The 18,518-nt window shown below is 35.6% G+C and carries 24 protein-coding genes; 14 read left to right on the top strand and 10 right to left on the bottom strand.

The window, feature by feature from the left end; genetic code table 11:
- The 7 genes from TAGGR_RS00630 to TAGGR_RS00600 all read left to right on the top strand — a co-directional run bounded on the left by TAGGR_RS00630 (position 1) and on the right by TAGGR_RS00600 (position 2,831).
- Complete coding sequence (locus TAGGR_RS00630) at positions 1–867, top strand: AAA-type ATPase lid domain-containing protein (protein WP_059175449.1); 867 nt, start codon at positions 1–3, stop codon at positions 865–867.
- A 95-nt stretch (positions 868–962) separates the two neighbouring features.
- Complete coding sequence (gene rpsF / locus TAGGR_RS00625) at positions 963–1,334, top strand: 30S ribosomal protein S6 (protein WP_059175448.1); 372 nt, start codon at positions 963–965, stop codon at positions 1,332–1,334.
- Positions 1,327–1,713, top strand: coding sequence for a single-stranded DNA-binding protein (locus TAGGR_RS00620; protein ID WP_059175447.1), 387 nt, complete (start codon positions 1,327–1,329; stop codon positions 1,711–1,713). Before rpsF ends, TAGGR_RS00620 begins: the two co-directional genes overlap by 8 nt.
- A gap of 11 nt (positions 1,714–1,724) precedes the next feature.
- Positions 1,725–1,958 (top strand): 30S ribosomal protein S18, encoded by a 234-nt coding sequence (gene rpsR, locus TAGGR_RS00615; RefSeq protein WP_082673502.1) that lies wholly within the window; start codon positions 1,725–1,727, stop codon positions 1,956–1,958.
- Positions 1,959–1,960: 2 nt separating this feature from the next.
- Entirely contained in the window at positions 1,961–2,242 is a 282-nt protein-coding gene (locus tag TAGGR_RS10970; RefSeq protein WP_059175445.1) for a DUF507 family protein, read from the top strand.
- On the top strand, positions 2,239–2,517 hold the full coding sequence (locus TAGGR_RS10965) for a DUF507 family protein (protein ID WP_059175444.1): 279 nt from the start codon (positions 2,239–2,241) through the stop codon (positions 2,515–2,517). Before TAGGR_RS10970 ends, TAGGR_RS10965 begins: the two co-directional genes overlap by 4 nt.
- On the top strand, positions 2,517–2,831 hold the full coding sequence (locus TAGGR_RS00600) for an HNH endonuclease (RefSeq protein ID WP_059175443.1): 315 nt from the start codon (positions 2,517–2,519) through the stop codon (positions 2,829–2,831). Before TAGGR_RS10965 ends, TAGGR_RS00600 begins: the two co-directional genes overlap by 1 nt.
- Here TAGGR_RS00600 and TAGGR_RS00595 read toward each other — a convergent pair.
- The gene (locus TAGGR_RS00595) at positions 2,828–3,706 is read right to left on the bottom strand and encodes a cation diffusion facilitator family transporter (protein ID WP_059175442.1); all 879 of its coding nucleotides are present in this window, start codon (positions 3,704–3,706) and stop codon (positions 2,828–2,830) included. The two genes, TAGGR_RS00600 and TAGGR_RS00595, sit on opposite strands and share 4 nt — an antisense overlap.
- Before the next feature lie 4 nt (positions 3,707–3,710).
- The gene (locus TAGGR_RS00590) at positions 3,711–4,382 is read right to left on the bottom strand and encodes an N-acetylmuramoyl-L-alanine amidase-like domain-containing protein (RefSeq protein WP_059175441.1); all 672 of its coding nucleotides are present in this window, start codon (positions 4,380–4,382) and stop codon (positions 3,711–3,713) included.
- Between the two features lie 15 nt (positions 4,383–4,397).
- Between TAGGR_RS00590 and TAGGR_RS00585 the strand changes: the two genes are divergently transcribed.
- Entirely contained in the window at positions 4,398–5,222 is an 825-nt protein-coding gene (locus tag TAGGR_RS00585) for an N-acetylglucosamine-6-phosphate deacetylase (protein ID WP_059175440.1), read from the top strand.
- Here the strand turns inward: TAGGR_RS00585 and dksA are convergent.
- Positions 5,209–5,595 carry an RNA polymerase-binding protein DksA gene (dksA, locus tag TAGGR_RS00580; RefSeq protein WP_082673501.1) on the bottom strand — a complete coding sequence of 129 codons (387 nt, stop codon included), beginning with the start codon at positions 5,593–5,595 and terminating at the stop codon, positions 5,209–5,211. The genes TAGGR_RS00585 and dksA overlap by 14 nt on opposite strands.
- 108 nt (positions 5,596–5,703) lie before the next feature.
- On the opposite strand from dksA, the gene TAGGR_RS00575 reads away from it, so the two are divergent.
- Positions 5,704–6,426 carry an ABC transporter ATP-binding protein gene (locus TAGGR_RS00575; protein ID WP_059175439.1) on the top strand — a complete coding sequence of 241 codons (723 nt, stop codon included), beginning with the start codon at positions 5,704–5,706 and terminating at the stop codon, positions 6,424–6,426.
- A gap of 1 nt (position 6,427) precedes the next feature.
- Positions 6,428–7,186, top strand: a complete 759-nt coding sequence (locus tag TAGGR_RS00570; protein ID WP_059175438.1) for an ABC transporter permease — start codon at positions 6,428–6,430, stop codon at positions 7,184–7,186.
- Here the strand turns inward: TAGGR_RS00570 and uvsE are convergent.
- From uvsE to TAGGR_RS00545, 5 genes are read right to left on the bottom strand one after another with little or no spacing between them, the layout of a single operon-like run.
- Positions 7,163–8,068: a UV DNA damage repair endonuclease UvsE gene (gene uvsE, locus TAGGR_RS00565; RefSeq protein ID WP_059175437.1), complete on the bottom strand. Its 906-nt coding sequence runs from the start codon at positions 8,066–8,068 to the stop codon at positions 7,163–7,165. The two genes, TAGGR_RS00570 and uvsE, sit on opposite strands and share 24 nt — an antisense overlap.
- Before the next feature lie 2 nt (positions 8,069–8,070).
- Positions 8,071–8,781: a hypothetical protein gene (locus tag TAGGR_RS00560; protein ID WP_059175436.1), complete on the bottom strand. Its 711-nt coding sequence runs from the start codon at positions 8,779–8,781 to the stop codon at positions 8,071–8,073.
- A complete protein-coding gene (locus tag TAGGR_RS00555; RefSeq protein ID WP_059175435.1) occupies positions 8,750–9,661 on the bottom strand; it encodes a bifunctional methionine sulfoxide reductase B/A protein in 912 nt (303 codons plus the stop codon). The genes TAGGR_RS00560 and TAGGR_RS00555 overlap by 32 nt, the downstream gene beginning before the upstream one ends.
- Complete coding sequence (locus TAGGR_RS00550; RefSeq protein WP_059175434.1) at positions 9,658–11,712, bottom strand: molybdopterin-containing oxidoreductase family protein; 2,055 nt, start codon at positions 11,710–11,712, stop codon at positions 9,658–9,660. The genes TAGGR_RS00555 and TAGGR_RS00550 overlap by 4 nt, the downstream gene beginning before the upstream one ends.
- Positions 11,713–11,723: 11 nt before the next feature.
- Positions 11,724–12,662 (bottom strand): class I SAM-dependent methyltransferase, encoded by a 939-nt coding sequence (locus TAGGR_RS00545; RefSeq protein WP_059175433.1) that lies wholly within the window; start codon positions 12,660–12,662, stop codon positions 11,724–11,726.
- A 106-nt stretch (positions 12,663–12,768) separates the two neighbouring features.
- Between TAGGR_RS00545 and TAGGR_RS00540 the strand changes: the two genes are divergently transcribed.
- The 4 genes from TAGGR_RS00540 to TAGGR_RS00525 are packed head-to-tail and all read left to right on the top strand — an operon-like array spanning position 12,769 to position 16,524.
- Positions 12,769–13,347, top strand: coding sequence for a superoxide dismutase (locus tag TAGGR_RS00540; protein ID WP_059175432.1), 579 nt, complete (start codon positions 12,769–12,771; stop codon positions 13,345–13,347).
- Positions 13,348–13,356: 9 nt separating this feature from the next.
- On the top strand, positions 13,357–13,980 hold the full coding sequence (locus TAGGR_RS10180; protein ID WP_082673499.1) for a TusE/DsrC/DsvC family sulfur relay protein: 624 nt from the start codon (positions 13,357–13,359) through the stop codon (positions 13,978–13,980).
- The gene (locus tag TAGGR_RS00530) at positions 13,980–15,698 is read left to right on the top strand and encodes a 2-oxoacid:acceptor oxidoreductase subunit alpha (protein WP_059175431.1); all 1,719 of its coding nucleotides are present in this window, start codon (positions 13,980–13,982) and stop codon (positions 15,696–15,698) included. Before TAGGR_RS10180 ends, TAGGR_RS00530 begins: the two co-directional genes overlap by 1 nt.
- Positions 15,676–16,524, top strand: coding sequence for a 2-oxoacid:ferredoxin oxidoreductase subunit beta (locus tag TAGGR_RS00525; protein WP_059175430.1), 849 nt, complete (start codon positions 15,676–15,678; stop codon positions 16,522–16,524). The genes TAGGR_RS00530 and TAGGR_RS00525 overlap by 23 nt, the downstream gene beginning before the upstream one ends.
- A gap of 285 nt (positions 16,525–16,809) precedes the next feature.
- On the opposite strand, the gene TAGGR_RS00520 is transcribed toward TAGGR_RS00525, so the two are convergent.
- Positions 16,810–17,664 carry an NAD(P)-dependent oxidoreductase gene (locus TAGGR_RS00520; RefSeq protein ID WP_059175429.1) on the bottom strand — a complete coding sequence of 285 codons (855 nt, stop codon included), beginning with the start codon at positions 17,662–17,664 and terminating at the stop codon, positions 16,810–16,812.
- Between the two features lie 19 nt (positions 17,665–17,683).
- A complete protein-coding gene (locus TAGGR_RS00515; protein ID WP_082673498.1) occupies positions 17,684–18,499 on the bottom strand; it encodes a ZIP family metal transporter in 816 nt (271 codons plus the stop codon).
- Positions 18,500–18,518 lie beyond the last annotated feature (19 nt).

Here is an 18,518-nt window from a genome sequence, read left to right as displayed (position 1 = left end):
ATGGAACCAATGCAATTAATTAGAGTATACAAAAGCCAAATGATGAGAGAGATTTTAGAAGAGCTAAGAAAGCTTACCTTTGAAAAAACCATAATCTTCATCTATGGAGAAAAGGGAACTGAAAAAGACTACATCGTAAAATTTATTCTTGCACAAATAAATCATCCTGAGATTATAAAGGTTCCTGAGGAGATACACAAAAAAACTTCCTTCAGGCAAGAAAGTATAGTTTATGTCATTAAAAATTTTGAAAACATTGATTTTTCTTTTGTTTTTAATCCTGAAAAAAATTTTAAATGTGCCATTTTTATCTCTGACTATGATTATGTTGAACTCTATAAAAATGGAGCAATACCATTTGAATTATATGAAAATTTATTAAGTTCAAGAAAAATTTATATACCACCTTTAAGAGAGAGAAAACAAGATATTATTCCTCTTGCGAATTTTTTTCTACAGGAGATTTCAGAGTGTTTGAATATTCATAAAAAGGAATTATCAAAGGAAGCTCAAGAGGCAATATTAGAGTATCCATGGATTGAAAATGCCTATCAGCTCAAGCAATATTTAGCTAAAGCCTGTATTATGGCAAAACATCAAAGACTCACATCAAAGGATTTATTTGGTGAATACAATGATCAACTTTCAATTAAAAATTTTCTTGAATTAAAAATTGGCAATCTCTTAAAAGAGTTTGCAAATATTGAAAACTCAAATCTCTATGAGACTGTCATACAGGAAGTTGAAAAAGCACTATTTTTTCTTGCAATTAATGAAACAGGAGGGAATCAGCTAAAGGCTGCGAGAATCCTTGGAATAAACAGAAATACCTTGAATAAAAAATTAAAACATTATAATTTGATTTAAAAATCAGAAATATGTTATAAAATAAGTTGTAATTTTAATTACTCCATGCTCTTGTCTAATAAGACAAGGGCTTAAAATCCAGATGGAGGTATTGTATGAACAATTTCTATGAAAAAGTAGTACTTCTTTTACCAACACTTTCTGAAGAGGAAGTGAAAGAGTCAATCAACAAAATCTCATCTCTCATTACTGATAATGGTGGAGAAGTTTTAAAAGTAGACAACTGGGGCAAAAGAAAACTTGCCTATAAACTTAACAAACAAAATATGGGTTACTACGTATTATTTCTCTTCAGAGCTCCTTCTTCAGCAATAAAAAAAATGGAAGATTTTTACAGAGTTTATGATCCAGTATTCAAATTTATGATACTCAAACTTACAAAACAGCAGATTGCTAATCTTCCACCTGAGATAAAAGGTATACCTATTGAACCTTCGGAAGTTTCTTCTCAGGAGCAAAATGTTTAATAGAATAATACTCATAGGGAATCTCACAAGGGATCCTGAAATAAGGTATACACCTTCAGGAGTAGCAGTAGCTACGGTTCCAATAGCTGTCAATTCAAGATACAAACAGGGTGAAGAGCTCAAAGAAGAAACCCTTTTTATTGATGCCATAGTTTTTGGAAAACAAGCTGAAACCTGCAGTCAGTATTTGAACAAAGGAAGAACTGTATTGGTTGAAGGACGACTACGTGAAAGAAGATGGGAATATGAAGGACAGAAAAAAAGTAAATTCGAAGTTATTGCTAATAGTATAAAATTCTTTCCCAAGAGAGAACCTGCAGAACATTATGAATTAAATCAGGTTCCACCGGAAGAATACACAGATTTAGAACCATTTTAAAGGAGGTTAATGTGCAACAGACATCACAAAGAAGATTTTTCAGAAAAAAATACTGCCGATTCTGTGCAGAAAAAATTGATTTTATTGATTACAAAAATGTTAAAATGTTGAGAAGTTTTATGACAGAGAGAGGCAAAATTCTCTCAAGAAAAATGACAGGGACATGTTCAAGGCATCAAAGGCAGTTAACTAAAGCTATCAAGAGAGCAAGAGCGATTGCACTATTACCATACATAGAGATTTAAAAATGAGAATACCTAAAAGTTGGGTGCCATATATAGCAAACAGGATAATAGAAAATCTTTTAAAAAAAGATATGATTGAGATGACTGTTTCGAAAGAACAGTTGCTTAAAGAGGCTGAAAATCTTATTTTGGACGAATTGATGGTAGAAGACAGACTGAATGAGGAAGTAAGGGAACTTCTTAAGAAGTATGAAACTGAAATTGAGAGAGGTAAGCTTGACTACAGAAAACTCTTTGAGATGACCAAACAAAAACTTGTAAAACAGAGAAACTTAGTTCTATGATGCTTTCAGAGGAAAAAATAACTCATACTTCACATGTGTTATTCAATGGCTTGATTAATAAAGGATTAATCAAGCTTAAGGTTGAAGAACAGGAAGTAAGAAGAGAAATCAAAAGAAGTTTTATTCAGGCATTAAAAATTGGTGAAGCGATTGATGAAGTTGTTAGAAGAAAACTTCAATCATTTTCAAAAAAAATCATTGAAGGAAGTCCTGAGTGGAATGTGCTTTACAATAAATTCTTTGAAGAAGAGGAAAAAAAGAGATTTGGTAAGTAATGGATAGATTTATCCCTAATGTAACATTGGAGGAAATTAAGAAGGAAAAACAGAAAGCAAGACTTCTTAAAAACAGTTCCTGGTGGCGCAAAAAAATTTCTAAGAGAAGATGCTATTACTGTAACAAAGAGGTATCTGAAAAAGAGCTTACAATGGACCATGTTATACCTCTTGTAAGAGGAGGAAAATCAGTAAAAAGTAACATAGTTCCTGCCTGTAAAGAATGTAACAATAAAAAGAAATACATGCTTCCCTTTGAGTGGGAACAATATTTACAATCATTAAACTCTATTGATTCTGAAAAAATTCTCTAACTTTTCTCAAAAGGTTCTACATGAATCACAACATCAACAACATCTGGAAATTCTCTTTTAATTAATTCTTCCACTTTTTCTGCTATATCATGGGCTTTTGATACAGAAATAGAGGGATTTACCAAGATTTTTAAATCAACAAATATCTGACCGGCTGTCCCCCGAGTCCTTATGTCTTTGCAGGCTTCAACATCTCTGCAGGCTTCAACAACTTTTGCAATTTTTTCACCATCAAGGGCTGTTCTATCAGCGAGGATATTTGCAGATTCTTTTATTATAAGAATTGCCTCTTTTGCAACAAAAATTCCAACAACTAAACCAGCTATTGGATCAACAAAAGTCAACTCTGTTAATGTTGTGATTACTACGCTCACTATTACTCCAATGGTTATATAAATGTCAACCTTTGTATGAGCTGAATCAGCTATTAAAAATTCACTTTTAAGCTCTTTTCCTTTTTTCTTTTCATAAATTGAGACAAAAATATTAACAATGAGAGTACCAACGAGAACAATAAATGCTTTTTCATCAGTTTCAGGTTTTTTAGCTGTTATAAGTGATTCATAGACATTTCTGACTATTTCCAGTGCTGTGAGAGACATTAAAACTCCAATAAAAATTGCAAAGACTGTTTCAAATTTTCTGTGCCCATAAGGATGTTCTCTATCAGGTGGATGACTTGCTATGGAAAGAGCAATTAAGCCACCTATGTTTGAAATTCCATCGAAAAGAGAGTGAAATCCATCCGAATAAATAGCCACAGAGTTTGTCAACCATCCATAGATTATCTTTGCTGAAGAAACAGAGAGATTCAATAAAAGCGTGATTAGAAGAACTTTTCTTATTTGTTTTTTTCTTTCATGAAGATGTAACATTTTATTAATACTCTGCCCTGAAAATTATTATACCTTCTTTTTGTTTTGAATATTGTAAAAAATCTTCATCCACTACATAACCTTTCTTGCTTGAAGCATGTCTGAGCTTTAAAGTGTCACCATCTAAAATAATTATTCCTACATGGGTGACATCAAGCCCCTCTTTGGATGTATAAAAACCACAGTAATCACCTGTTTTCAGTTTAGATGTGATTTTTCCTATAGCTTCCGCTGGAATGTAATTAATAACTCTATGTTTAGGCTCTATGCCCTCAATAAAATTAAGTTCTTTCACAACTGTTAAAAATTGCTCATTAAGTGCTTCAGTCACATTTTTTACTGTCTTTAGCTCATTCCAGTCTGTAAAAAAATGCCTTCTTTTTTTAAAATCTACAATTCCGTCAAAATATCTAACATATCTCAAATTTTCGACAAAAGAACTATAACTGTCTGACATTCTCATTGCTTCAACATATTCAATAAAAGTCATACAATCAACTCCTTCAAAGTCAATGACAAGTTGTTCCTGTTGGATAAAACTACCAATAAGTGAATTTTTTTTGTAAGGAATGCCAAGAAAATGTTGAGAGATTTTGACAATTTTTCTTTCAGTAGAAAGTGTTTTGACTTTATCGAGCAGTTTATCTATGTCAATTTTACCTGTTTTAAATATCATATGTTATGATAAAACATGTCTTTGATTGATATCCACTTTCATGGAACAAATAAAATAGACATAAAAGATGTCGATAGTCCAGAACAGGTTCTTTTAATTTCTCAGGAATATGGTTCAATGGGAGTTGACAGTTTCTTACTTACTCTTTATCCAGATGATATTTACCAAATGAGAAAAACTTTGCTGCATATAAAGAAAGCTATGCAATACCAAAAGGAAGGAGCAAAAATTTTGGGTGCCTATCTTGAAGGTCCCTTTTTAAATCCTGAAAAAGCAGGAGCTCTTGACAGTTATTACTTTTTGAAACCTGATCTGGATATTTTGAATAGATTAATCGATGAATTTAATGATATCGTCAAAATAATTACAGTAGCACCTGAGCTTCCTAAAGCAATTGATGTCATAGAAAAATGTGCTGAAATGGGAATTATTGTAAGCATGGGACATTCCCTTGCCACATATAGAGAAGCTCAGGAAGGATTTAAAGCAGGGGCAAGCCTTATAACCCATCTTTTTAATGCTATGAGAGGAATTCATCACAGAGAACCAGGAATTTCAGGCTTTGGAATCATCAATCAAGAGATTTATGTAGAGTTAATCGGAGATGGAAGGCATTTAAATGATGAACTTTTAAAATGGATTTTTCAGATTAAAAATCCAGAAAGAATCATCGTAGTTTCTGATATGGTCAAACAGAAGTCAGAAGTTCAGAGGCTTCAGGGTGGTTCGATGAGTCTGAAGGATGCAATAAAAAGGCTTAAAAATTTAAATATTGATGAGTATAAACTAAAACTTGCAGGAGAGGAAAATCCGAAAAGGCTTTTAATTAACCTTCTTTAAGCTTTTCAGCCTCTTCCTGTTCTGTCTTACATTCAATGCATAAATCAGTAACAGGCCTTGCTTCAAGTCTTTCTATGGGAATCTCTGCACCACAGGACTCGCATATTCCATAGGTACCGTTTTCAATTTTTTCAAGTGTTTTTTCTATTTTTTTGAGAAGTTTTCTCTCTCTATCTCTAAGTCTTAGGAGAAAACTCCGATCAATTTCCTGAGAAGCAATGTCTCCAATTTCAGATAAATTGCTTTCAGAGGGAAAGTTTGAAAGCAAAATACCAGCATCAATAAGAATCTGTTTCTTCTGTTCAAGAAGTTTCTTCTTTATTTCTAAAATTCTCTCTTGTCTTGACTTTTTATCCATAATATAGTTTTTCATATTATCAGAAAATGGCAGAAAAGGTCAAATAAAATGAGGCAACATAGATTTTCCTTCATTGGTTGGGTTTTTTACTGAACTTAGCTAAAAATATTATACTAAAAAGTTGTGAGCGCAGTTCTGGGGAAAAATTTAACAAAATATTATAAAAAATTCAAGGCATTAGACTCTGTTAGTTTTGCAATAAGAGAGGGAGAATGCTTTGGTTTTCTCGGACCAAATGGTGCAGGAAAAACTACTCTCATGGGAATGATTTATGGATTTATCAAACCTTCTTCAGGAGAAATAGAAATATTTGGTATAAAGTTAGATAGCAATAACCTTCCTCAAATAAAAAAAAGAATTGGTGTTATTCCACAGGATAACAACCTTGATCCTGATCTTGATGTTTTAGAAAACCTTCTGGTTTATGCAAGATACTTTGATATTGATAGAAAAAAGGCTATAAGTAAGGCTATGGAACTTCTTAATTTTGTAAAACTTGAAGAATGGCGAAAAACCAATGTGAGAAAACTCTCAGGAGGAATGCAGAGAAAACTTGTCTTTGCAAGGGGTTTAATAAATGACCCTGATATAATAATTCTTGATGAGCCCACAACAGGACTTGATCCCCGTAGCAGAAGACAGATATGGAATAAGATTGAGATATTAAAACACTCAGGTAAAACACTTATTCTTACAACCCATTATATGGAAGAAGCTGAAAAACTATGTGACCGAATTGCAATAATGCAAAATGGAAAAATAGTCGTTGTTGATACACCTCAAAGGCTTTCTCAGGAATTCGGCGGTAATCTTGAAAACGTATACTTAAATTTAACCGAGGGATAATATGAATCTAAAGAGAGCATTTAGAGTATGGCAGAGGAATGCAACAGTCTATAAAAAACTCTATCGTTCAAGTCTAACGCTAAATTTTTTTGAACCAATGCTATATCTAATTGCACTCGGTTACGGACTTGGTGGATTTATCAAGGAAATTAACGGGATTTCGTATATTGAGTTTATATCACCTGGAATTATAATGTCTTCAGCCATGTTTGCTGCCAGTTATGAATGCACATACGGAACCTATGTAAGAATGGTCTATCAAAAAACATTTGATGCAATTATGGCAACCCCCATAACATTTAATGAACTTGTTCTTGGAGAACTGCTATGGGGAGCAACAAAAAGCCTGATTTACGGAACTGTTATAATTTTAGTTATCTCACTTTTTGGACTTGTAAAATCCTTTTATGTGTTTTTTCTTATCCCGTTTATCTTCATGTGTGGATTGTTATTTGCCAGTTTGTCCCTGATTGCAACAGCTACAGTTCCAGGAATTGATTCATTTAACTACTTTTATACTCTAATTCTTACGCCTCTATTCTTATTTTCAGGAATTTTCTTTCCTCTGAATGACATGCCTGAGATTGTAATTAAGCTTTCTCAGATAAACCCATTACTTCATTTTGTAAATATCTCAAGAGGATTTTGTTACGGAAATATCTCCCATAGTCTAGTCTATGACATGCTCGTCGTAGCTTTCTATCTTATACTCCTCATTCCTCTGCCATTTATTTTGCTAAAGAGAAGGTATGTCCTGTAGTCTTTCCTGATTAATAATCAACTCCTCTCTAAGCTTTTTCAGAGCATTCTCCTTTCTCTTTGCTTCAATCATTATGTGAACCTTTTCAATACCCGTAGCCTCTATGAGCATTTTTAGGCTCAAAAAGTCCTCAACTTTCACATAATCTCCGTGAACTCCGTATCTTCCATCTCCATCAGATGAAAGATGAACCTTTGGTATCCCATTGTTTTTCCATGTATTGAAAACTTCCTCAAGCAATATCTTTGAAGGATTCAGTCTATGATGAAAAAAATCAAAAACAAAGGGAATTTTTAAAACTCTGGCTATTTCCAATACATCTTTAGCATTAAAAAGTCTCTCGTCATTCTCAATAGCAAGCCTTCTTTTGAGCCATCCATTTTTCTCTACGGTATTTATAAAGCTCTCAATCGCCCGAATTTTCTCCCCATAAACTCCTCCTATGTGGACTATAACCACCCCATCCTGACCTACCCCAAGTTTGTCAAGAAGCCAGAAGTGATAGTTCAATTCTCTTAGCGAGTTTTCTATTACTCTTCCATTCGGTGAATTTAGAATAACAAACTGTCCAGGATGCATGGTTATTCTGATCCGGTAATTTAAAACTCTCTTACCCAATTCCTCTATGTGGGGTTCTAATTCCTTAAACCACTTATCTTTGAATTCCCTGTGAGAAGCATAGGGAATAAAGTTTGAACCAAGCCTGAAAACCTCTATCTTTTCTTCTCTACAGAGTTCAAGCAGGCTTAGAAAATCCCTTTTATTTCTGTTGAAACTCTCAAAAACTCTTTCAAAGGAGAGATTTTTCAGTCTAAAAGAGTGATTTGTCGATAGACTTCCATCTCCATTTGTGCAGAATATTCCAAATCCTAAGTGGGTCAATTTTATTCTGTCCTTAATATGAAACTGTCAACCTTTGTTTCTGCCCTTCCAAGACCGCCTACAAAATTAGAATATACACCCACAAAGCCTTTAGTTATTCTTGAGACATCAACCTCACCTTTTAGTTGCATCCCATTCCAAAAAAATTGGGCACTACCCTCTCTCACAACGATCTTCACTCTATGCCAGCCTGAAGACTTAGGAATTCCTCCGGGTATCTCCTCTCCCCTCCAGAATCTCAAATAAACAGGATAGTGATTGGTATCCCTTCCTACATAGGCTACATTCAGATTCGGATCTTTTTTGTTAAAATCGCAAAGGAATCTGTAAAATCTTGAGTTTATCGGATCTATCAAAAAAGCAAGACCTGAAAGTGGTCCCCTATCTGAGTCTGTAACAGGGCAGAATAAATAAGCTTCAAGGGTAAAGTTTTTTACCTCCTCAGTAACAGCATAACTAAGAGCTGCGAAGCCACCTGCATTTGAGTTTCTCAAAACTCCAACTCCTCCGTCTCCATCAGGTGCAGATTTGTCCTTTACAGCCTTAAGATTGTCAAGAAAAAAATGAGGGAAGAAGTTCCATTTAAGCTGTGTCTTCCCATCTGAGAAACTATCTGAGTATGTCTCACATTGAGCTTTACCGTAGAGAAACATCATAAAAAGCAAAATGAAAAACAAATACTTAGAAATCCCAGATTTTATTGATATTGACATGGCAGTAACCTCCTGGATTTTTTTCAAGATAGTCTTGATGATAATCCTCAGCCTTATAGAAATTTTTTGCCTTTTCTACTTCTGTTGTAACCCCTATTCCCTGATTTTTCAGCTCCTCTAATACTCTATCAATCACTACTTTTTGATTTTCATCGAAATAATAGATTGCCGAACGATACTGAGTACCTATGTCATTTCCCTGTCTGTCCTTCTGACTCGGGTCATGGATTTTAAAGAAGTGTCTGAGAATTCTCTCAAGATTTATTATTTGAGGATCAAATGTTACCAGAACTACCTCTGCATGTCCTGTCTTACCTGTGCATACCTCTTCATAGGTAGGCTTTTCCTTCCATCCACCTGAGTAACCTACAACCGTGTTTTTTATCCCCTTTACTCTTTTAAAGTATGCCTGAATACCCCAGAAACATCCACCACCAAGAATAATCTGTTCAAAATTTTTATTAACATCATTAAACATTGAGAGATAATCAATATATCCTTCCTCAACGAGTTTATCAAGAGGGACAAAACGAAGGGCTGCTGAGTTTATGCAGTATCTTAAGCCAGTTGGTGGTGGACCGTCATCAAATACATGTCCAAGATGACCGTTTGTGTTCTTTGTTCTAACCTCAGTTCTTATCATACCGTGAGATCTGTCTATTTTCTCTACAATCAACTCTTCATGCACAGGCTTTGTAAAACTTGGCCATCCTGTACCAGAGTCAAACTTGTCAAGGGATGAAAAAAGGACATCACCATTTACAATGTCCACATAGAGTCCATGCTCTTTGTTGTTCCAGTAGGCATTCTGAAAGGGCTTTTCAGTTCCACCCTGTCTGAAAACATAATACTGCTCTGGAGTTAATTTTTCATCTTTCATGACTCCTCTCCAATTTTTTCAACTTTACAGTAAAAGCTTCTTCCTGAAGGCGTACATGTAATAGGGTCTCTTTCAAAATCATCGGTAAGAAAGTTAAGATTCCATTCATCAGAAACTTCGCCCCATCCCCATGCTATTCTTATTACTCCTTCGGCAGTTACATCCGATATTCTTGCTTTCATCTCAATTTTACCCCTCGGTGTGGATACTCTAATAAGGTCACCATTTTTTAATTTGAGCTTTTCTGCATCCAGAGGATTAACATCCACATAAGGTTCACTCTCCATTTTTCTCAATTCAGGGATATTTCTGAACTGACTGTGTGTAAAGGCATTAACTCTTTCACCGCTTATTCCAATAAATTTGAATTCATCTTCATCTGAAAAGCTTATTACTCTCTCTGGAAAACCGTTTATAAAAGGTAATGGATCAAAATCAGTGTCTGCCAGAATCTCTGAGAAAATCTCAACTTTTTTTGATGGGGTTTTAAAGCCTTCTTTTTCGTATTTTCTGAATCTTGGCTGTTCATACCAGATACCACGGGGATTTTTCCTTAAGTCTTCAATTGTTATCCCGGTAGAAGAAAGTTGAAAATCAAGGGCTTCTTCAACAGTCCTCCAGGGGAAGTATTCACCAAGACCTACTGCCCTTGCAAGCTCAAATATTATCTCAATGTCAGATTTACTCTCACCCAATGGCTCTATAACCTTTTTCTGTAACATTATAAAACAGTTCCTTATGTATGCCCTGTTAATCTGGGTTTTCTCAAAACAGCTTGTAGCAGGTAAAATTACATGGGCATACTGGGAAGTTTTATTTCTGAACATATCAATCATTACGAGACAGTCAAGCTTTTCAAAAGCCTTCCGAACTCTCGCAGAATCCATCATTGTAACTGCCGGATTTCCTGACTGGACAAAGAGAAATTTAACAGGATAGGGTTTTTCATCAAGTATGGAGTCAATAAGACAGGACTGACCATGCAATCCCCATGTGGGATGGAACTTTTCAAAATGAGGGTAATTGAGCATAACCGAAGGAACAGTAGCTACTTTTTCTCTTAACTGTATATTTTTTAACGGCACAGGCTGGGGGATAAAATCTCCGCCCTGAACATCAATATTGCCGGTGAGAGCTCTCAGGATACATACTGCACGGGTTGCCTGGAAAACCTGTGTTTGCATATCTATTCCATTACCATCAATAATACAGGCAGGCTTTGTACTGGCATAAATTCGGGCAGCCTCTCTAATCTGTTCTATGGGAACCCACGAAATTTCAGATAAATGATTAAGATTCAATTTTGATAATAACTCACAGAGTGCATCAAATCCTTTACAGAATTTTTCAACAAATTCTCTCTCATAGAGCTTTTCTTCCACAATAACCTTCATCATCGCCATTGCCAGAACTCCGTCATGGGCTGGCTTTACCCTTAGCCATAAATCTGCCATATCGGTAAAGAATGTCTTTACTGGATCAATGACTACTAATTTTGCACCCTTTTCCTTTGCATGAATTATAGCCTCTGCCATGCCCGGAGCAGTGTTTCTATCATTTTTACCCCATACAACTATGCACTTTGAGTCTCTTATCTGCGGAATTGTTATGGCACCATAAGTATAGGTATGTGCCATCTCTCTTGCGACAAAACATACAGAACCATTACCAATGGCATTGGGTGAGCCAAGAGCACTCATCAATCTTACTGCATAATCCCAGGGAGTACCCCAGTCAGCAGCCATTCCCCTTAAAAGTGCTATTGATTGAGGAGAGTATTTTTGCCTTGTAACATTGATTTTTTCTGCAATAAAATCGAGGGCTTCCTGCCATGTGACCTCTTTAAAATCGTCTTTAAGAGTCTCTCTCAAAAGTGGTTTCAAAACTCTATCCTTTGAGTAAATAATACTCTTCGCATTAGCTAATTTAGGACAGATAATCGTTTTTTCAAAGGGAGTAATTCTTTTTGCTGAAATAAACTGCCCCTCATGGACATCAACCTCTACAGGGCAACAGGCTGAACAGAGTCTACAAACTGTAATATCTTTCATAAAACCTCCAGCTATCTTATTGCCTTTATATAAAGACTTTTTATCAACTCTGAATGGTTTCTGTGATTTCTTATCTTCCAGTCAACTTTTCCTCTTTCTATGATTTTCCATGGTGGGATTATGTGCTCTCCATATCCTTCAAGTATTCTTGCCACATTATCATGACCAAATCCGCTGAAATCTCCTTCATTCTTTCCCCCAAGCCATTCACTAACTGACGCTACCTCTTCAGACCAAGAAAAAGGATCAGATATAAGAATTTCTGCATCCTTATCCCTGCATACTCTATTCATCTCTTTTAGATGTTTCATTGGATTTGGAACTTTATCAAGGATATTAAGTGAGGCTACCTTTGTGAAAAAACTCTTTGGAAAAGGTACATTCAAAGCATCTGCTACGATGAATTCAACATTTTGAAGATTCATAGTCTCTGGAAGTCTTATCTGGGCAGTTGAAGTTATGTAACCCTCTTCAGTAAGCTCAAAGGTTAAACCTCTCTTTTTCATCAACTCTCTTGCAGTTTTTATGAATGTAAAAGATAAGTCAAAGCCTATGGAGTAATCACTTTTCCCAGTCATTTCAAAGGTAAATCTTCCGACAGCACAGCCTATGTCAAGAAAGTAGCCTTTATTCTTGCTCATTAATTTTGACCAGTTGGGATAGGCAGGAAGCCAGTCTCTGTCACCTAAAAGATCACCGTAGTGAGACCATAAATAGGAAGATACAACCCTTGGATTTTCATATTTGTTTTTAATATCAGGTTGCCAGTCTGGATAAGGAGTGAGTACCGCCACTCCTTCTTCAATTCTGTATTTCAATCTACATTTTTTGCAAATTAAAAAACCAGATGTTACATCCTCATCCTCTGATTCATTGACTTCTAAATTTAACCCTATCTCCTTCGGCAAACAGGCTGGACATATAAGAAAGTCGGCTAAAAAATTTTTCATAGATCCTCCTATTTAAGTTATTGATTTTGATTATAAAAAATTAAGGCATTGACAATCAAAATTTTATTTGCTAATATTGATTATAAAAAATTTTTAGGAGGTCAAGATGACCTATCAAGCAAAGGATTACTCAAAATTAATCGGGATGGAAGGTTTCAGCGAGACACTTCTCAAAAATCACTTTACTCTCTATCAGGGTTATGTTACGAATGCAAACAAACTTCTTGATACTCTCAAAGCGATGCTCAATGAAGGGAAAACAGCAATACCTGAGTATGCTGAACTAAAAAGAAGGCTTGGATGGGAGTGGAACGGAGTAAGACTTCATGAACTATATTTTGAAAATCTTGGTGGTGATGGAAAATTCCCTGAAAGTGGCAAACTGGCAAGTCTAATCAAAGAAAACTTTGGAAGCTTTGAAAACTGGCTTAAGGACTTCAAGGCAACCGGTACAATGAGAGGAATTGGTTGGGTAGTTCTCTATCAGGATACTTTAACCGGAAATCTTATTAATTTTTGGATTAATGAACACGATGTAGGACATCCTGCAGGTTGTAATCCTCTTCTTATAATGGATGTTTTTGAACATGCATTCATGATTGACTATGGACTTAAACGTGCTGACTACATTGAAGCATTCTTTAAAAATATCAACTGGCAGGAAGTAGAAAAAAGATTAAAATAGGAGGATTCAATGGCTTACACAATTGATGATTTAAAAAACAAAATTCTTGAGATGTATCCTGAGGTTAAAGCACAGGGATTTACTGTTAATATTTATTACAGTGAAGAAAAACAGGCATACATAATAAGATTTCAGAAAGGCACATCAGAACTAATAACCCATCTTGACAAGCAGGATGCCGATGATTGTATGAACAATGTGAAATGCGTTTATCTTGGTGTTCAAATAGGACAGTTTATTAAGAATTTCACCGAAAGAGAAAGATTTGAAAGAGAAAAACCTGAAGAAGTCTCTGAATATAAGGCAGTTGAAAAATCAGTTGCCTTTGATGAAGAGGGTTATCTTAAAAACATAAATGACTGGAATGAGAAAGTTGCTCAGGCAATTGCTCTTAGGGAAGGACTTGGAGTTCTAACCAAAGATCAGCTTGAGATAGTAAAATTCATAAACGAATATTACAAAAAATACAATTACTTCCCTGTATTAAACTTTGTATGTAAAAATTTAAATCAGCCAAAGGAGTGTGTGGCAGAAAAATTAATAGATCCTCTTGTTGCATGGAAGATTGCAGGACTTCCAAAACCTGATGATACTCTGATTAATATCGTTAAATACGGTGTGACTCCAACATAATGGACTACACTATTAAAATTGGTGGTGAGGCAGGCCAGGGTATCCAGACAGTAGGTGATACCCTGGCTCATATTTTTGCCCGAGCTGGCTACTATGTATTTACACATCAGGACTATGAGTCCCGCATAAGAGGGGGGCATAACTTTTATCAAATAAGAATATCAGACAAACCTGTATCAGCATCAAGAAGCAAAGTTAACATACTTGTTGCCCTTGACAGAGAAAGCATCACCCAGCATGAAATTGAACTCGCCGATGATGGTCATGTACTTTACGATGCTGACTTTTTAAAGGAAACCTTTGATAGGCCAAACTTTCTCAATGTTCCCCTATTTGAGCTTGCATTGTCTCATGGTGGAAGCAAAATAATGGCAAATACTGTTGCTGTAGGTGCTGTCATAGGAATGCTTGGAATGAATCCTGAGATTATGTATGAATTGGTGAGAAAAACCTTTAAGAAAAAGGGCGAAGAAGTCATAATTTCCAATCTTAAATCAGCACAGGCTGGCTATGAATATGCCCGTAAACATTGTCTAACCTGTTCTTTTATGGTTTCAGGCTTTGTCTCTCCAAAACTACTCATCACAGGAAATGAAGCAATAGGATTTGGCGCTATTGCCTCTGGTCTTAAATTTTACTCAGCCTATCCAATGACGCCATCAACAGGCATATTCAACTTCGTTGCTGAAAATGCAAAGGACTTTGGAATTGTTGTTGAGCAGGCAGAGGATGAGATCGCTGCAGTAAATATGGCAATTGGCGCATCCTATGCTGGAGTAAGAGCTATGACTGGAACTTCTGGTGGCGGCTTTGCTTTAATGGTTGAAGGAGTATCTCTCGCTGCCATGACCGAGACACCCCTTGTAATTGCTCTTGCCCAGAGACCGGGTCCTGCCACAGGACTTCCCACAAGAACAGAACAGGCAGACCTGCTTTTTGCTCTTTTTGCAGGACATGGAGAGTTTCCGAGGGTTCTTTTTGCACCGGGAACACCTGAACAGGCTATTTATCTTACCAATAAAGCCTTTGATATGGCTGAAAAATATCAAATTACAGCTATAATACTTACTGATCAATATCTTGCAGACTCTCAATGGAGTTATGAAAGCATTGATTTGAACAAACTTAAATACAGTGATTATCGTCTGAGAGGCGAATCCCTCAAGGCTTTAAAACAATACCTTCGTCACTCTTTTACAGACACAGGAGTTTCACCTCTTGCAGTACCTGGTGAATCAAATCATCTTGTTGTCACAGACTCTGATGAGCATGATGAAGAAGGACACATAATTGAGGACGCAGAAACAAGGATTAAAATGGTCGAAAAGAGACTTTTCAAAAAGTTACCTCTTATAAAGAGAGAAATTGAGCCTCCCCTTATATATGGAGAAAAATCAGCTGATATTGTTCTTTTATGCTGGGGGTCAAACTACGGAATTGTAAGGGAAGTTGTAGATGAACTATCAGATAAATTCAAAATTGCAATGCTTCATTTCAGTGAGCTCTATCCATTTCCTGAAGATATGAAGTGGTTTGAGATGTTGAAAAATGCAAAAATTTGTATAAACATTGAACAGAACGCAACAAGCCAGTTTGCTAAACTGCTAAGAATGGAGACAGGTTTTAGCATCAATCATCACATAAATCGTTTTGATGGAAGACCCTTTACTGTTGATGAATTAAAGGAGAAAGTATATGGCTACATTGGAAGACTATAGAGGAAGAAAACCTGCCTGGTGTCCGGGCTGTGGAAATTTCATGATTCTTAAAGCTTTTAATGAGGCAATGGTTGAAATGGGGATTGAACCCTATGAGTTCGTAATAGTCTCAGGAATTGGACAGGCAGGAAAGTTTCCTCACTATACAAAATGTAACACCTTCAATGGACTTCACGGAAGAACCCTTCCTGTGGCAACGGGAATAAAACTCGCAAATCACAAACTAAAAGTTTTTGCTGTAGCCGGTGATGGCGATTGCTATGGTGAAGGAGGAAATCATCTTATGCATGCAATAAGGCGAAACATTGACATAAAGCTATTTGTACATGACAACCAGATTTACGGACTCACCAAAGGACAGGCATCACCAACCTCAATGAAGGGAATTGTTACAAAAACTCAGCCCTTTGGAGTTTTTTCAGAGCAGTTTAATCCCCTTGCTATGGCAGTAGCTTTAAACTGCTCTTTTGTTGCAAGAGCCTTTGCAGGAGATATAGAGCATCTGAAATCTATAATAAAAGAAGCTGTCAATCACAAAGGCTTTGCCCTTGTTGATATACTTCAGCCCTGTGTGAGTTTCAATAAAATTAACACCTTTGAATGGTATCGTCAGAGAGTGTATAAACTTGAAAATGATTATGATCCATCTGATAGAACCAGAGCCTTTGAGAAAGCCCTTGAATGGGGAGACAGAATTCCCACAGGTATCATATATAAATCAGAAAGACCCACCTTTGAGGAACATATACCTGTAATTAGAGAAAAATCTCTTGTGGAACAGGAGTTTCAGTTTAATGTTAAAAAATTAATTGAAAAATTTTTATAAGTAAAAAGCTTTCAATTAATTTTTTAACAGGAATTTGCTATTTTTAAAAATAAAATTCAACATTTTCAATAAGTTAAAAAATTTAATTGATAAACTCAGGAAAAATATTTCAAGATTGAAAAAATCAGGATAAAGCTTCCTCAAAAAGATGAACAACAGGAAATTGTTGAATGCACTGAATGTGGAGAGCTTCAACCCAAGAACTTTACTGTTGCTGTAAATGGAAAAATTCTATGCCAATTATGTTCCAGAAAAAGTTATTTTGAAAAAATTTAGTTTTTTCCTCTAAAAATACTTAAATAATTTATAAATACTTGAAAAATCCTCCTCTGAAAGGTGTTTTGCAATAGCCATTGCAAAAAGCTCCTTAACAATGCTTCCAGTAAAAATTGGTTTTTTCATGTAATAACAGAGTTCCTGCAGATACTGTAAATCTTTGTAAATAAGAGAGTTTGAAAAATGAGGAGAAAAATCCTCATCAAGAAGTTTTTGCTTCTTCACATTGAGAATCATTGAATTACCAGCACCTGATTGAAGTATTTCTATTACCTGAGCTTTGCTTATTCCGCAGTGCTCTCCTATGGCAATGGCTTCAGAGAGAGTTGCCATGAAAGAACCGAGAACAAGGTTATTTATTAACTTCATTTTAGTTGCAAGCCCTTGTTTTTCAAGATAGAAAATGTTCTTGCCTATTTTTTCAAGTAAGGGTTTTACCTTTTCAAAAGCTTCTCTGTCTGCACTCACTAAAACAGTAAGAAGTCCCTGTAATGCAGGAATAACGCTTCCAAGAACAGGTGCTTCCACATAGTATGCTCCACTTTCTTTTACAAGACTGTGAAACTGAGTCACCTTTTCAAAATGATTTGTTGTTGTATCAATTATTAATTTGCCTGTGCAGTTGCCTTTTAAAACTCCTTTTTCATCTGTTAGAACCTTCATTACCGCATCACTGTCAGTAAGATTTAGAAAAAGTGCTTCCACTTCAGATATAAGTTCTGCAGGGTCTTTTGCTGTTTTTACTCCGAGATCCTTTGCCTTTTCTAATGTTCTATTCCAAACAATCAGCTCAACTCCTTCGCCAATTAATCTTTTTGCCATAGCTTTACCAAGATTTCCTAACCCTATAAATCCTGTTTTCATATAAAGTTCCTCCTAATTTTTATTTGAATGCTACATCGAGAATCATCATTAGAGTAAAACCAATAATTAAACCTGCGGTTGCAATATCAGAATTACCACCTCTTTGAGACTCAGGAATCAACTCCTCAACTGTAACAAAAATCATTGCACCAGCAGCAAATCCTAAGGCATAAGGTAAAAGACTATGCATTATATCAAGAACAAGAACACCTATCAGAGCAAACACAGGCTCAACAAGCCCTGAAAACTGTCCAATTAAAAAACTCTTTTTTCTTGATAATCCCTCACTTCTTAGAGGCATTGATATGGCAAATCCTTCCGGAATATTCTGAATTCCTATACCAATCGCTAACATTATAGAAGACAAAAGTGTTACAGATTCCGGATCAGTTCCGTGAGCACCAAAGGAAACTCCAATAGCAAGTCCTTCTGGAATATTATGAAGTGTTACTGCAAGAACAAGAAGTGTTGTTCTTTTAAAAGATGTCTTTATTCCCTCTGCCTCATTTATGGGTGCTTGAAGATGAAGATGAGGAAGAATTATGTCAATTAATCTGAGAAATAACGCACCAATCACAAAACCAGTTGCTGGAGGTATCCATGGTGGAATATTCATTCTCTGAGACATCTCAATTGCAGGTTCAAGCAAGGACCAAAAACTTGCTGCAATCATTACACCTGCAGCAAAACCCAAAGCAACATCAAGAAGCTTTTTATTTACAGCTCTTACAAATAAAACAAATGAAGCTCCAAAGGCAGTTAATCCCCATGTTAACATTCCCGCAACAAGTGCTTGAATAGGAGGCGATAGAGATTGAATGTAAGTTTCTATCATTTTTAAATTATAATATAAA

The organism is Thermodesulfovibrio aggregans (genome assembly GCF_001514535.1).
GTDB classification, from domain to species: domain Bacteria; phylum Nitrospirota; class Thermodesulfovibrionia; order Thermodesulfovibrionales; family Thermodesulfovibrionaceae; genus Thermodesulfovibrio; species Thermodesulfovibrio aggregans.
The sequence above is the reverse complement of the archived record's forward strand: the minus strand, read 5'-3'. Positions and strand labels throughout refer to the sequence as shown.

Bases quoted from the DNA above. Each gene is read 5' to 3' on its own strand.
- TAGGR_RS00630 (WP_059175449.1), top strand. From the start codon at position 1: ATGGAACCAATGCAATTAATTAGAGTATACAAAAGCCAAATGATGAGA.
- rpsF (WP_059175448.1), top strand. From the start codon at position 963: ATGAACAATTTCTATGAAAAAGTAGTACTTCTTTTACCAACACTTTCT.
- TAGGR_RS00620 (WP_059175447.1), top strand. From the start codon at position 1,327: ATGTTTAATAGAATAATACTCATAGGGAATCTCACAAGGGATCCTGAA.
- TAGGR_RS10970 (WP_059175445.1), top strand. From the start codon at position 1,961: ATGAGAATACCTAAAAGTTGGGTGCCATATATAGCAAACAGGATAATA.
- TAGGR_RS10965 (WP_059175444.1), top strand. From the start codon at position 2,239: ATGATGCTTTCAGAGGAAAAAATAACTCATACTTCACATGTGTTATTC.
- TAGGR_RS00600 (WP_059175443.1), top strand. From the start codon at position 2,517: ATGGATAGATTTATCCCTAATGTAACATTGGAGGAAATTAAGAAGGAA.
- TAGGR_RS00595 (WP_059175442.1), bottom strand. From the start codon at position 3,706: ATGTTACATCTTCATGAAAGAAAAAAACAAATAAGAAAAGTTCTTCTA.
- TAGGR_RS00590 (WP_059175441.1), bottom strand. From the start codon at position 4,382: ATGATATTTAAAACAGGTAAAATTGACATAGATAAACTGCTCGATAAA.
- TAGGR_RS00585 (WP_059175440.1), top strand. From the start codon at position 4,398: ATGTCTTTGATTGATATCCACTTTCATGGAACAAATAAAATAGACATA.
- dksA (WP_082673501.1), bottom strand. From the start codon at position 5,595: ATGAAAAACTATATTATGGATAAAAAGTCAAGACAAGAGAGAATTTTA.
- TAGGR_RS00570 (WP_059175438.1), top strand. From the start codon at position 6,428: ATGAATCTAAAGAGAGCATTTAGAGTATGGCAGAGGAATGCAACAGTC.
- TAGGR_RS00560 (WP_059175436.1), bottom strand. From the start codon at position 8,781: ATGTCAATATCAATAAAATCTGGGATTTCTAAGTATTTGTTTTTCATT.
- TAGGR_RS00555 (WP_059175435.1), bottom strand. From the start codon at position 9,661: ATGAAAGATGAAAAATTAACTCCAGAGCAGTATTATGTTTTCAGACAG.
- TAGGR_RS00550 (WP_059175434.1), bottom strand. From the start codon at position 11,712: ATGAAAGATATTACAGTTTGTAGACTCTGTTCAGCCTGTTGCCCTGTA.
- TAGGR_RS00545 (WP_059175433.1), bottom strand. From the start codon at position 12,662: ATGAAAAATTTTTTAGCCGACTTTCTTATATGTCCAGCCTGTTTGCCG.
- TAGGR_RS00540 (WP_059175432.1), top strand. From the start codon at position 12,769: ATGACCTATCAAGCAAAGGATTACTCAAAATTAATCGGGATGGAAGGT.
- TAGGR_RS10180 (WP_082673499.1), top strand. From the start codon at position 13,357: ATGGCTTACACAATTGATGATTTAAAAAACAAAATTCTTGAGATGTAT.
- TAGGR_RS00530 (WP_059175431.1), top strand. From the start codon at position 13,980: ATGGACTACACTATTAAAATTGGTGGTGAGGCAGGCCAGGGTATCCAG.
- TAGGR_RS00525 (WP_059175430.1), top strand. From the start codon at position 15,676: ATGGCTACATTGGAAGACTATAGAGGAAGAAAACCTGCCTGGTGTCCG.
- TAGGR_RS00520 (WP_059175429.1), bottom strand. From the start codon at position 17,664: ATGAAAACAGGATTTATAGGGTTAGGAAATCTTGGTAAAGCTATGGCA.
- TAGGR_RS00515 (WP_082673498.1), bottom strand. From the start codon at position 18,499: ATGATAGAAACTTACATTCAATCTCTATCGCCTCCTATTCAAGCACTT.